The organism is Hoyosella rhizosphaerae (genome assembly GCF_014643175.1).
GTDB classification, from domain to species: Bacteria; Actinomycetota; Actinomycetes; order Mycobacteriales; family Mycobacteriaceae; genus Lolliginicoccus; species Lolliginicoccus rhizosphaerae.
In genome coordinates this window covers 1,367,140-1,379,678 of sequence record NZ_BMJH01000001.1, presented here as the reverse complement: position 1 = coordinate 1,379,678, position 12,539 = coordinate 1,367,140, and the positions used below count along the sequence as shown (strand labels likewise).

The window sequence follows — 12,539 nt, the reverse complement described above, 5'->3', positions numbered from 1 at the left end:
GGCAGGAAAACTTGACACGGTTGCCCGGTGACGGACATCGAGATCGAACCGGCAGGTCCCACGGAGTGGGGGACATCAGTGGGCGTCGGCCCGTGGGAACAAGAACGTGGCCTTCCGTTGCCTACTGATAGCTGGTACGACCAGGAACTTCTCGCCAATGGCGACACGCGCAATGTGGTCGACGCATACCGATATTGGAGCCGCGAAGCGATTGTGGCCGACATTGATGCGCGCCGTCATTCGCTGCACATCGCCATCGAAAACTTCGCGCACGATTCCAACATCGGAACCGTTGTTCGCACCGCCAACGCTTTCGCTGCAGCCGCCGTCCACATCGTGGGGCGGCGACGATGGAACCGGCGTGGCGCGATGGTGACCGATCGCTACCAGCATATTTACCATCACCCCACCGTTGCCGACGCGATTGAATACGCAGCGGACCACGGGTTGACTGTGGTGGCGGTCGACAACACCCCCGGTTCAATTCCGATCGAGACAGCAACCCTGCCGCAGAACTGCATGCTGCTATTTGGCCAGGAGGGCCCCGGAGTCAGTGACGACGCACGGTCCGCGGCCAAGATGACGGTTTCGATTGCCCAATTTGGGTCCACTCGCAGCATCAACGCTGGGGTTGCGGCCGGGATCGCCATGCATACCTGGATCAGGCAACACGCAGACCTTACGCAATCCTGGTGAGTTCCTATCGCGAAGTTGTCCCGCAACGGGCACGATAGGTCCATGGGCACTTGGGCGCTCCGCGCTGACGAAGCTGAAAATGCCATTCTGACGCGCCACCTCCAACCGCTGTGGCTGCTTCCAGGTACAGCGCTGGGAGTAATCTCGTGGCCTCCAACAGCACGTGACCGGGCGTTCGCCCGTTGGCACTACTGGTGGCAGGCGCACCTTCTCGACTGCATGGTTGACGCCGCCGTGCGTGCACCGAATCCAGAACGTCGTCGTCGAATAAGTGCCATGATTCGGACGCATCGCATTCGCAACATGGGCAAATGGACGAATAACTACTACGACGACATGGCGTGGTTGGCGCTTGCTTTGGAACGCGCAGGGAACCTTGATGGTGTGCCTCGCCGAACCAAGGCGATCGAAGCTTTGGTGGACGAGATTTTTAATGCTTGGGACCACGAGTCCGGTGGGGGCATTCCGTGGCGTAAGAAGGACGATTTTTTTAATACCCCTTCGAACGGTCCGGCGGCGATCCTGCTCGCGCGGGTGGGGAAGCTCAACCGGGCGGAAGAGACAGCTGACTGGATAAATGGAAGACTCCGCGATCCTGAGCGTGGACTGATTTACGACGGTGTGCGCGGCGACGGCAAGTTTGTGCGCAATATCTACACGTACTGCCAGGGTGTTGTATTAGGAGCGGAAACGGAGCTCGCAATCCGCACTGGCGATGTTCGCCACGCCCGGCGCGTACAGGAACTTGTGGGAGCGGTGGCGCAGCACCTTGCCCCTCGCGGGATCATCAAAACGGGTGGCGGGGGAGACGGGGGACTGTTTCAGGGCATTCTCGCTCGTTATCTTGCTCTCGTCGCAACGAAGCTGCCCACGACGAGCGAATCGAATCAGCAGACCAGGAGGATAGCCCGCGGCATTGTGTTGCGGTCAGCCGAGACTGTGTGGCGGAACCATCTAGATGCTCCTGGGGGGCCGCTGTTTAGTGCGAATTGGGCGGCGCCTGCAACGTACCCGGATGCGAGGAGCGCGCCGTCGAAAAAACTCGATGGTGCGGTGAGGGCGTCGGCAGTGCCGGAGCGGGACTTGTCCGTTCAACTGTCAGGGTGGATGCTGATGGAAGCCGCAGCATCCTGCGAGTAGTGGTTGCGACTCGCCCAGCCGTCATTCGACAGGTGTAGGTTGCCATACTAATACTTATCGATAATGGTTACTGACCGTAAAAGAGACGATTTGGAGGGCACCCCCGATGCCAATCGCCACGCCTGAGGCCTACGCCGAGATGCTGAACCGCGCTAAAGAAGGCGCTTACGCGTTTCCTGCTATCAACTGCACGTCATCCGAGACGGTGAACGCCGCGATTCGTGGATTCGCGGAAGCCGGAAGCGATGGGATTATTCAGTTTTCTACTGGTGGCGCTGAGTTCGCCTCCGGTCAGGCTGTAAAAGACATGGTCGTTGGTTCGGTGGCGTTGGCGGAGTTTGCCCACGTTATCGCTGCTCAGTACGACGTGACGATTGCTTTGCATACGGATCACTGCCCGAAGGACAAGCTTGAGGGGTTTGTTCGCCCGCTGCTGGCTATTTCGCAGGAGCGCGTGAACGCGGGCAAGAATCCACTGTTTCAGTCGCATATGTGGGACGGCTCTGCGATCCCTATGGATGAGAACTTGCGGATCGCTCAGGAACTCCTCGCTCTCTCAAAATCCGCGAAGATCATTCTTGAGGTAGAGATCGGCGTTGTCGGTGGTGAAGAGGATGGCGTGGAGAACGCGATCAACGACAAGCTCTACACGAGTGCTGAAGACTTTGAGATGACGATCGATGCATTGGGTTCTGGCGAAAATGGCCGGTACATGCTCGCCGCAACATTCGGCAACGTACACGGTGTGTACAAGCCCGGAAACGTGAAGTTGCGTCCGGAGGTGCTCAAGGAAGGCCAGTCTGTAGCAGCGCGCAAGTTGGGCCTTGGCGCAGACGCTAAGCCATTTGACCTTGTGTTCCACGGTGGTTCGGGTTCACTTAAATCTGAGATTGAAGACTCGTTGAACTACGGCGTGGTCAAAATGAACGTCGATACGGACACCCAGTACGCCTTCACCCGCCCTGTCGCCGATCACATCTTCAGGAACTACGAGGGTGTGCTCAAGATTGATGGCGAGGTGGGGAACAAGAAGATGTACGACCCGCGTAGCTATCTGAAATTGGCTGAGGCCAACATGGCGAAGCGCATCGTCGAGTCGTGCACGGACCTACATTCGGTGGGCAAATCAATTAGCGCGTGATCTAGTTTTCCTGCCCCAAAAAAACGAGCCCGTGTCGGTGATGCTGTGGAGCGACTAGAGCTGTTGAGTCTCTAGTCGCCGCGCATTCCCGATGCGGGCATCGTCGGATTCAGTCGATTTTCAAGTATTTCGCGAAGTCGATGAGAAGTTCCATTGTGTCGTTGTCGAGTTCGTCGTCGGCGTGGATGTGACGGAATCGGGCTTCGCCGCCGAACAACGCCACCGTGATGACGAGTAGGGCGCGGCGTTGTCCGCTCTGTAGGTGAGCTAGCGCTGGAATCGCGTCGGCTGCTTGGGTGAGAGCCTCGGCGTATTTGGCGAATGTCGGGGTTATCCGTTCGCGAAGTTCGGCGTCGGTGCGGGCGGAGACGAGCAGTTCATCCCAGACCGCGCTGTAGGGTGCGCGGGCAATTTCTCGCTCGATTCGCAGTATCGTCGCTACGCCAATATTTCCGTCGCTGCTAGCTTTCGTGAGCGCGTCGAGAAACGTGGTGACTTGTCGCGTGCCGACTTCCTCTGCGGCGCCCACGATGACGTCGAGCCTTGTTGGGAAGTGTCGAAATAGGGCGCCTTGTGACAGTCCGGCGCGGGTGACGATTTCTTGAACGGTGGTGCGTGAGTACCCAACTTCTGCAATGGCATCGATCGTTGCCTGGAGCAGCGCGCTGATGGTTGCGTGTCGCCGCTCGGCTTGCGTTCTACGTGGCGGGCCAAGTTGGGGTGTCACGGCAATTGATCTTACTTGCCCCGAACACTATGCAAGAAAGAGAGTGCCTGCTATCTTTTGATGTGATGTTGGACTCACCGCGAGTTGTCCGTTGATTCGCGCGACAAAAAAGGGGAGACGCGTGCCACGAACGCGCCGAATCAGAACTTCAACGGCGGCTCTGCTGCTCACCGGCACCCTCCTTTTCCCACTGGTTCCCGCAGCCGCCACTCCGAGTCTCCCGCCCGACGGTGGCGCGAGCGCAGCACAGTGGCAAGGAGATGCCCGCGCCTATTCCAACATTGCCGCCACCGAAGACGTTGACATCACGATGAGTGATGGAACACTCCTTCGCGCCACCGTGTACCGGCCAACGGACGCGCACGGCAATCCCATCGCCGAGCCATTGCCCGTGGTGCTCAACCTCACGCCATACACCCGGCTCGTTAACACGCTCGTCGATGCAATCACGGAACATCCGCAACTACGCCCTCTCCTCGACTCGGTCATTGCCGACGCCAATGTGTGGGGCGAACCATTCGATGGCATCCACGAGCTCGCACAAGCAATACCGGGTGGGGGAGCTCGCGTTCTGGGCGTCAACCGAGACTTGGTGCGGAGCGGGTACGTGCAAGTGATCGTCGATGTTCGCGGCACTGGATACTCACACGGGACGTGGGACGTTCTGCAGGCGCGTGAGCAGAAAGACAGCGTGGAAATCCTGCAGTGGGCAAGCGAACAGCCCTGGTCAAACGGCGCTACTGCTATGGCCGGAATCTCCTATTCCGCCATCAACAGCCTCCAAGCAGCAAGTCATAGGCCGCCGTCACTCAAAGCGGTGTTTGCCGTCGAACCAGCTGAAGACCTCGCCCACGACATCGTCATGACGGGCGGCGCGGGCGGAGTTGGGTTCATGCCACTGTGGATCGGCCTCGTTAACGGTTTGAAGTTCCTACCGTCGCTTGAAGCGCTGCTCGCAGGTAACTTCGACCCAGCATGGCTCGCAGACCGGCTCGCAGACCCGCTTGTGATGGGTGAAGAGCTACTCGAAGCCGCGCTCTTCGCCGACGGTATCGCGGCCCATGACGGCCCGTTCTACGCTGGGATCAATCCCAACATCGAAAACATCGCGGTACCAACATTTGTTGTTGGGGCATACCACGACATTTTCGCCCGAGGGCAAGTCCGCATCTACGACAGACTCCAGCTGCCAGCAAGTCAGAAAAAGCTGTTGATGGGGCAGAACTTCCACATCAACCCGGGATACCGAACGGGTGGAGCAGGCCAGCCGCCGACACTCGACGTATTGGAACGCACATGGTTCGACCGATGGGTTCGAGGGGTACCCAACGGCATCGAGAGTTACGGGCCAATCGTTTCGGATCAAATGGGTGGCGACTGGACGGTCACGTCAGCGATTCCGCGAGCGGGTTCAGAACCGCGCAAGCTACACCTGCACTCCACAGCCAGTGGAACAGCGTCGCACGCCTTGCACGACGGATCGTTGCGTCCCGAACCCAGCGGTCCTGCTCGCCTGAGCGTCGGGCCTGGAGTTCAGAATGTGTGCTCCCGCGATGCGGCAGTGGGGACGGCGGGGATTGTCGCAATACTTGGTGCGCAGTGCACACGCGACAATCGATTCGCCGAAACTGAGGCGCTGACGTTCACCAGCGAACCGTACGCACATCGGCTCGAAGTGTCCGGCCCGATGAACCTCAGGCTTGTCACCACAACAGACTTGCCAGAAGGAATGTGGCACGTCACCGTCCAAGACGTCAGCCCGGATGGGTTGTCGACAACCGTGAATAGCGGTGGTCTTCTCTCGTCCCGACGCGCCATTGACGCCAGCCGCAGCACGACTACAGCAACGGGCGATTACCTCGACGCAGTGCACCCACTGACGCGTGACTCCGTACTTTCCGTCGTCCCGGGCGAGCGCACCGTTCTGGATATCGATCTGCGGCACACCGACTTTGTGCTTAAGCCAGGTCATCGCCTGCGGGTGACCGTCGCAGCAGGAAACCCGGTGCGGTACTTGCCGTTGATTCCAAGCCTGGCGGCGACGGGTCTGCAACCACAGCACGTGGAACTGGATCCGGGGCAACCGAGTTGGTTGATGTTCACAGCCAAGTGATGAGTCGTGGCGCAAAAACGGTTACCGGGCCGGATCTATGGCAAAGAAGCGAGAAAAGGTCCGTAGCATGTGTTCATGACGTCTTTTGGTGATCTACTCGGACCCCAACCCACCTTGCTTCCCGGCGACGAGGAAGCAGAATCGGAACTACTCAACAACAGAGATCCCGAACACGTAGCTGCTTCTCATCCCTCCGCGTCGATCGCGTGGGCTGCGCTAGCTGAGCGTGCGCTTGATCAGGACCAGTTCGTCACGGCTTACGCATTTGCCCGCACGGGCTACCATCGCGGGCTTGATCAACTGCGTCGCAACGGCTGGAAAGGCTTTGGGCCAGTGCCCTGGAGTCACGAGGGGAACCAGGGGTTCCTACGTGCAGTGGCTGCGCTGGCAAAGGCAGCCCGCGGCATCGGTGAGGGCGAAGAGTACGCGCGCTGCTTGGACCTGCTAGAAGACTGCGATCCACGGGCAGCCGAAGCGCTTGATCTCGGCTAGGGGGATTGACGTAGGGATGCGCCGCGCAGCACACGCTGTGTCGGCGCTCCTCCCGCAACCCGTTCGAGACCCTGCCCGGCGGTTGGTGATGTCCGCGATCCCTATCTTGCAGTGCGCTATCGCTGCGGGGGTAGCGTGGTGGATAGCCAAGGACGTGGTGGGTAACCCGCAACCTTTCTTCGCACCGATCGCTGCAGTGGTATCGCTCGGCCTCACACTTGCGACGCGGGTACGGCGGGTGTTTGAGCTCCTTGCTGGGGTAGTGGTCGGTATTGGTGTGGGGTCCCTCCTCATCCAGTTCATCGGGACCGGTCCGTGGCAGATCGGGCTCGTTGTGGGATTGGCGATGGTGATCGCTGTTGTCGTCGATGGTGGTCCAGTGATCACGATGCAGGCGGCAACATCGGGTGTTTTGGTTGCGACGCTGCTCCCTCCAGGTGGGGGCGCTGGTTTTACTCGCATGATGGACGCACTCATTGGTGGGGCCGTAGGGGTGCTCGTTGTGGCATTACTGCCGACGCACCCGGTCCGCCGTGCACGCAGGGATGCGGCCGCACTGCTTGGCTCTGCGGTCGACGTGTTGCGTCAGGTCGCGCGTGGGTTGGAAACCGAAGATGCGGCCGTCATCGAGCAGGCTTTGAAGAAGGCGCGCGCGACCCAGCCGGGCATTGACCAGCTGCGAGGGGACCTCAAAGGTGGGCGCGACATAAGCCGGTTGGCGCCAATGTACTGGGGGTCGAGGACGCGCCTGCAGCGTCTCGCGGCGACTGCAGACCCCATAGATGCTGCGATTAGAAACATTAGGGTGCTCACGCGGCGGGCGTTGACGCTTGTTCTTGACGGAGAGCCGATTGAGCCGGATCTGGTGAAGTTGGTGCGTTCGCTCGCTGATGCGACTGATGTGGTGCGTAAGATGACCTTGGCTGATCCGGGAGAGCAGCCTGATGAGGTCGAGGCGGCGCGGCGGTTGCGGACTGTGGCGCGGATGGCTCGTTTTGAGGTTGTCCGCGGCGGTGGTTTGTCATCTGGTGTGGTGTTGGCGCAAGTGCGCTCAACATTGGTGGACCTGTTTCAGGTGGCGGGGTTGAAGCGTGTGTCTGCGTTGGCGACGTTGCCGCCCACAGTTCCGCACCCGGCGGTGCCCCCGGATGAGCAGGGTGATGTGTGACCTAGTCTCGGCGACTCCATTGAAAAACATATGCGAATGTGTGCATACTTGGTGCAGCTGAACACCAAGGAGGCGACATGGGTGCAGGACACGGGCACGGCCACGGACTAGAGCCAGGCGAAAAACCAACTCAAGCGCGAATCCGGGCCATGCTCATCGGCCTCGCCATCTTGACGGTCTTCCTCGTTCTCGAACTCACCGTCGGCATCATGATCAACTCGCTGGCCCTGATTGCCGACGCAGGGCATATGGCCACCGATGTCATCGCCCTCCTCATGGGAGTCTCAGCCCTCCTGCTAGCCCAACGCGGCAGCAAACACCCCGGGCGCACCTTCGGATGGCACCGGGCCGAAGTCCTGACCGCCATCGCCAATGCCGTCCTTCTCATCGGAATCGCCGCATACATCTTCATCGAGGCCATCGGCCGAATTGGCGATGCACCCGAAGTGCCGGGACTGCCACTCATCCTCGTTGCCACGGCTGGGTTACTCGCCAACATCGTGGTACTTGCACTCTTACGACGCGGCTCCAGGCACAGCATCGCCATGAAGGGCGCCTACATGGAGGTGCTGGCAGACGCTGTCAGCAGCGTTGGCGTTCTGGTCGCGGGTGTCCTTACACTCGCGTTCGGATGGGTGTACGCAGACGTCGTCGTTGGTGTCGCGATTTCGATTTGGATCGTGCCACGTGCGCTTCGCCTGGCCGCGCAGGCCTTAAGAATCCTTACACAAGCATCGCCAGATGACGTAGACGTGCCCCAGCTCGAGCGTGACCTCCTGGCAATCGATGGTGTGGACGAAGTCCACGACCTCCACGTTTGGACTCTCACCACCGGAATGGACGTCGTGACAGTGCATCTCACGACGAAAGCCGACAACCAGGAAGTGTTGCGGCAAGCGAAAAACGTGCTCTCCGCAGCTGGGCTCGAGCACGCCACGGTACAGATTGACTCCCCAGAGGAAAGAAAACACTGCGAAGACACCGTCACCTGGTAAAAGGTCACGATGTGGGAGGTGCCTCCTTGAGGCATACCAGGCGCCAATTCTCGGTGTGCCGGTAGAAAGTTGAGCGAGTGACGATCCTCGGATGCGCCACGTCGTCGCGAGTCAGAGATATTGCTCGCGCTCCGGTTTGGATTGCGCGACCGGCCAGCCACCGGCGCGGGCGAACCCCGCGCGCAATGACGGAGGCGCGCAACCCCGGCAGTGTTTTTGTTGGACGGACCTCGACGCCGCGAATTGGCCCACGAAAGAGGAGCGAATTGTCCACGTAGGCCTCGCCGAACATCGGGTCCTCACCCTCGCCGACCATCGTCGCGGAGCCAACTACAACCGTCCCCGTCTCGTCGCGAATCAAGGGAAAGGGTAGCGCGGTACCAGACAGTGCCAGCTTGCACGCGGCCGTGCCCTTAGGGAGACCGTAAAGCCTTCGTGCCCGTGACCGACCCGCCGGAACATAGCCCACATCAACAGCCAATCGGTCTTTACGCATCAAACGCGTGAGAACGGCAGCAAGTAGAGCATCGTCGCCGACAACGATGACACGACCAGCATCAGCTGTCGCCGCGTCGATTTCGGCACGTGCCGCCGTCCCTGAAAGGGCTACAACTCGTTGCGATTGAAGCAACGAAGGCGTCAAAAAATCCCTAGTTGTGAGGACAACGATGGTCAAAGCGCTCTCCTGGGATAAGGTGGTCATCTGGTTGTGTGCGAGTTCCGACCTTAATGCTTCGCTGGGCAGCAGCGTGGCCTCGACCATAGCCAGAACCATGACACAGGAGTGAGGAATGCCGGCAATCGTCCTGATCGGTGCCCAATGGGGCGACGAAGGTAAGGGCAAAGCAACGGATCTTCTTGGCGGACGAGTCCAATGGGTCGTCCGTTACCAAGGGGGTAACAACGCAGGCCACACCGTGGTACTGCCTAATGGTGACCATTTTGCGTTGCACCTCATTCCGTCAGGAATTCTGACGCCCGAGGTCACAAACGTAATTGGTAACGGCGTGGTCGTCGATCCTGCGGTCCTACTAGAGGAACTCGCAGGGCTTGAGGATCGCAATGTCGACACTTCTCGTCTGTTGATTTCGTCAGACGCGCACTTGTTGATGCCTTACCACGTCGCGATCGACAAGGTCACCGAGCGTTTTCTCGGCAACCGAAAGATCGGGACAACCGGTCGGGGTATCGGTCCGTGCTATCAGGACAAGATCGCCCGCGTCGGAGTCCGAGCCCAAGACGTCCTCGACGAGAGTATTTTGCGTCGCAAGGTCGAAGCAGCCCTTGAGGTGAAAAACCAAATCCTGACGAAGATTTACAACCGTCGGGCGCTCGACCCCGACCAGATCGTCGAAGGGGTCCTTGAGCAAGCTGAGGGCTTCAAGCACCGCATTGCAGACACTGGGCTCATGCTCGGCAATGCGCTCGACCGAAACGAGGTCGTGCTTCTCGAGGGTTCCCAGGGCACGATGCTCGATGTGGATCACGGCACTTATCCCTTTGTGACGTCGTCAAACCCCACCGCAGGTGGAGCTTCAGTTGGCTCCGGTGTTGGACCGACTCGTATTACGACTGTGCTAGGCATCCTGAAGGCCTACACGACTCGTGTGGGGTCAGGCCCGTTCCCCACGGAACTGTTCGATGAGCATGGCGCCTATCTGGCAAAGCACGGCGGTGAAGTTGGTGTGACTACGGGGCGTGCTCGACGTTGCGGCTGGTTCGACGCCGTTATTGCGCGTTACGCGACTCGCGTCAATGGCATCACCGACTACTTCCTCACCAAACTTGATGTGCTCTCCGGGCTGGAGACGGTACCGATTTGTGTTGGGTACGAGATCGACGGAAAGCGTGTCGACGAGATGCCCATGACACAAACCGATATTCATCACGCGAAACCTGTCTTCGAAGAAATGCCAGGCTGGTGGGAAGACATCTCAGCGGCCCGCACGTTCGAAGAACTGCCCGAGAACGCACGCAACTACGTGCTGCGCATCGAAGAGCTATCGGGTGCTTTCGTATCGTGCATCGGGGTTGGTCCAGGTCGTGATCAGACAATAGTTCGACGCGACATCTTGAGTTAAGCCGCCACACTGTGTCGCCCCGCGAGTTGATCGTGCTGGGTACAGCGAGTGCTGTACCCACGCGGCAACGCAACCACAACGGTTATTTTTTGCGTTGGGGCGACAAAGGTGTTTTGTGTGACCCTGGTGAGGGCACTCAACGCCAAATGTCACACGCAGGAATTGCTGCCCACGACATCACCACTGTGTGCATAACTCATTTCCACGGTGACCACTGTCTTGGCTTGCCTGGCGTGATCCAACGCATTGCCCGTGACGGGGTTCCGCACGATGTGACTGTGGCGTTTCCCAACGCGGGGCGTGCATATTTTGACCGGCTGCGGTGGGCGTCTGAGTTTCAGCCCACTGACGTGATTCGCCCGCACCCGGTGGCCGGTTCTACACCGGAACCGTTTGGCATGCCATCGATTACGGCCCTACCGTTGCGCCATAGTGTCCCGGTGTATGGGTACCGAATCGAAGACCCTTCGCACGTACGGGTCCGCGGTGACGAACTCGCTGCTGCTGGTGTGCGTGGACCCGCTGTCGGGCAGTTAAAAAGCACTGGTAGTTATGTCACCGACGATGGCCGCACATTCTTGTTGGACGACTTCAGTGACACCGTGCAAGGCATGTCGGTGGCGTTTGTCATGGACACCGGCGTGTGTGACAACGCTGTCGAACTTGCCTGCGGAGTTGACCTGCTCGTCATCGAATCAACGTATCTGGAATCGGAGCGGGAATACGCGCAGCGCTACCGCCATTTGACGGCGATGCAAGCAGGGCGCATCGCGGCACAGGCTGGCGCCAAGAAGTTGCTGCTCACGCATTTTTCAGAGCGCTACACCATCGATGATGGTGCGCTTTTTGCGCGGGAGGCGGCGACAGTATTTTCGGGCCCAATCGTTGTTGCGCACGACCTATTGCGGATATCGCTGCGGTGATGGCTCATCTTCTGGCGTGATCGTTCTCGCGGCTTTCCTGCGCCTGTCTGCGTTCTTGTTCACGGTTGCCGAATGCGGCACGTTGGATAGCTATGGTGTCTTCCGCGCTGGAACCGAGGGCGCCCGCGACTGTGCCCATAGAGGTTGCTAGCCAAGCCAGGGTGGCATAGTGAGCTAGGGCAGCAGGTTCCCCAAGGGTGGCACCGAGGAAATCCCAGGAGATCACAGTCAGCGCAGCGGCAAAAGTAGCCAAGTACAAGCCTAGGTACATCAGCCCAACGCCAGCGACCAACGTGAGAACAGTGGCGACGTTGTAGACGAGGGCATTGACCCGGCTACCGTGGTGCCGGGGGGAGTCCCATAGCCGGTTGTAAATGATGAGCCATAGCGTCATCGCAGTGATGGACATGGCGGTGATCAGTGACAAGCGGAGCGGCGAAAGCGCTGTCGCCATCTCCCAGATGCTTGAGTAGAAGACACCAAACGCTGCAGTAGCGCCAGCGGCTGCCATTGCACTCGATAGGCTCGGCACGAGGCGCCATGGCCGATTGACCCGCACCATGCCGAGTAGAAGTCTCAGCATTGCGGGGAACCGCACCATCTGAGTGGTCTGTTGGAGTGGCGGCTCAGCTTGCAGGATCGTGCGAATTTCCTGTGCAAGTTTTGATCGGAGCCCTAGGGGGCCGAGTCCTGGCAGTGATATCAGGGCAATGTCGGCATCAGGCGTCATGTCGAGGGCTGCGGGACCGTCCGAGGTGAGTCGAGGCAGTTCTGTAACGCCGACGACGATGTCGAAGTCCGCGTCTTCTTTGTCGCTTGATGCAGCGTCGGACAGCAGAATTTCGCCATTGTCGTTGAGAGGGAAGGACCGGGTGCGCACGGTGACGTCCCACTGCGTGATTTCGCTGTCCAAATGCTGAACCGCCTTGTGTGTAGCCCTTGTGGCAAGCCCGGGCTCGGCGAGTATTAGCGCTCTGCGTCTGCGTGCTTGATGCATGCCTTCGAAGCTACACACTCGGAGCGTGGCGTGATTTTGAAGGTGATCCCCATCGCACGGAGCTGG

Annotated in this window: 12 protein-coding genes; 9 read left to right on the top strand and 3 right to left on the bottom strand. The window is 59.5% G+C overall.

What is annotated here, in order from left to right:
- The first annotated feature begins 27 nt into the window (after nucleotides 1-27).
- From IEW73_RS06460 to fbaA, 3 genes are all read left to right on the top strand, one after another.
- Entirely contained in the window at nucleotides 28-696 is a 669-nt protein-coding gene (locus IEW73_RS06460; RefSeq protein ID WP_188671736.1) for a TrmH family RNA methyltransferase, read from the top strand.
- Nucleotides 697-738: 42 nt separating this feature from the next.
- Nucleotides 739-1,836, top strand: coding sequence for a glycoside hydrolase family 76 protein (locus tag IEW73_RS06455; RefSeq protein ID WP_188671734.1), 1,098 nt, complete (start codon nucleotides 739-741; stop codon nucleotides 1,834-1,836).
- Between the two features lie 106 nt (nucleotides 1,837-1,942).
- Nucleotides 1,943-2,977, top strand: coding sequence for a class II fructose-bisphosphate aldolase (fbaA, locus tag IEW73_RS06450; protein ID WP_188671732.1), 1,035 nt, complete (start codon nucleotides 1,943-1,945; stop codon nucleotides 2,975-2,977).
- 109 nt (nucleotides 2,978-3,086) lie between these two features.
- On the opposite strand, the gene IEW73_RS06445 is transcribed toward fbaA, so the two are convergent.
- Nucleotides 3,087-3,704 carry a TetR/AcrR family transcriptional regulator gene (locus tag IEW73_RS06445; RefSeq protein WP_188671730.1) on the bottom strand — a complete coding sequence of 206 codons (618 nt, stop codon included), beginning with the start codon at nucleotides 3,702-3,704 and terminating at the stop codon, nucleotides 3,087-3,089.
- A gap of 121 nt (nucleotides 3,705-3,825) precedes the next feature.
- On the opposite strand from IEW73_RS06445, the gene IEW73_RS06440 reads away from it, so the two are divergent.
- The 4 genes from IEW73_RS06440 (at nucleotide 3,826) to IEW73_RS06425 (ending at nucleotide 8,472) form a co-directional block, all read left to right on the top strand.
- On the top strand, nucleotides 3,826-5,817 hold the full coding sequence (locus IEW73_RS06440) for a CocE/NonD family hydrolase (protein WP_188671728.1): 1,992 nt from the start codon (nucleotides 3,826-3,828) through the stop codon (nucleotides 5,815-5,817).
- A gap of 75 nt (nucleotides 5,818-5,892) precedes the next feature.
- Entirely contained in the window at nucleotides 5,893-6,309 is a 417-nt protein-coding gene (locus tag IEW73_RS06435; protein ID WP_188671726.1) for a DUF3151 domain-containing protein, read from the top strand.
- Nucleotides 6,310-6,325: 16 nt separating this feature from the next.
- The gene (locus tag IEW73_RS06430; RefSeq protein ID WP_188671724.1) at nucleotides 6,326-7,477 is read left to right on the top strand and encodes an FUSC family protein; all 1,152 of its coding nucleotides are present in this window, start codon (nucleotides 6,326-6,328) and stop codon (nucleotides 7,475-7,477) included.
- Nucleotides 7,478-7,554: 77 nt separating this feature from the next.
- Nucleotides 7,555-8,472, top strand: coding sequence for a cation diffusion facilitator family transporter (locus IEW73_RS06425; RefSeq protein ID WP_188671722.1), 918 nt, complete (start codon nucleotides 7,555-7,557; stop codon nucleotides 8,470-8,472).
- Nucleotides 8,473-8,476: 4 nt separating this feature from the next.
- Here the strand turns inward: IEW73_RS06425 and IEW73_RS06420 are convergent, their stop codons facing one another.
- Nucleotides 8,477-9,235 carry a hypothetical protein gene (locus IEW73_RS06420; protein ID WP_188671720.1) on the bottom strand — a complete coding sequence of 253 codons (759 nt, stop codon included), beginning with the start codon at nucleotides 9,233-9,235 and terminating at the stop codon, nucleotides 8,477-8,479.
- A gap of 28 nt (nucleotides 9,236-9,263) precedes the next feature.
- Between IEW73_RS06420 and IEW73_RS06415 the strand changes: the two genes are divergently transcribed.
- Entirely contained in the window at nucleotides 9,264-10,553 is a 1,290-nt protein-coding gene (locus IEW73_RS06415) for an adenylosuccinate synthase (protein WP_188671718.1), read from the top strand.
- An 11-nt stretch (nucleotides 10,554-10,564) separates the two neighbouring features.
- Nucleotides 10,565-11,476 (top strand): ribonuclease Z, encoded by a 912-nt coding sequence (locus tag IEW73_RS06410; protein WP_188671716.1) that lies wholly within the window; start codon nucleotides 10,565-10,567, stop codon nucleotides 11,474-11,476.
- A 4-nt stretch (nucleotides 11,477-11,480) separates the two neighbouring features.
- Here the strand turns inward: IEW73_RS06410 and IEW73_RS06405 are convergent, their stop codons facing one another.
- Complete coding sequence (locus IEW73_RS06405) at nucleotides 11,481-12,389, bottom strand: hypothetical protein (RefSeq protein WP_188671714.1); 909 nt, start codon at nucleotides 12,387-12,389, stop codon at nucleotides 11,481-11,483.
- Nucleotides 12,390-12,539: the final 150 nt, after the last annotated feature.

Coding starts and splice junctions, on each gene's coding strand:
- IEW73_RS06430 (WP_188671724.1), top strand. CDS start 6,326: ATGCGCCGCGCAGCACACGCTGTGTCGGCGCTCCTCCCGCAACCCGTT.
- fbaA (WP_188671732.1), top strand. CDS start 1,943: ATGCCAATCGCCACGCCTGAGGCCTACGCCGAGATGCTGAACCGCGCT.
- IEW73_RS06415 (WP_188671718.1), top strand. CDS start 9,264: ATGCCGGCAATCGTCCTGATCGGTGCCCAATGGGGCGACGAAGGTAAG.
- IEW73_RS06435 (WP_188671726.1), top strand. CDS start 5,893: ATGACGTCTTTTGGTGATCTACTCGGACCCCAACCCACCTTGCTTCCC.
- IEW73_RS06420 (WP_188671720.1), bottom strand. CDS start 9,235: ATGGTCGAGGCCACGCTGCTGCCCAGCGAAGCATTAAGGTCGGAACTC.
- IEW73_RS06425 (WP_188671722.1), top strand. CDS start 7,555: ATGGGTGCAGGACACGGGCACGGCCACGGACTAGAGCCAGGCGAAAAA.
- IEW73_RS06455 (WP_188671734.1), top strand. CDS start 739: ATGGGCACTTGGGCGCTCCGCGCTGACGAAGCTGAAAATGCCATTCTG.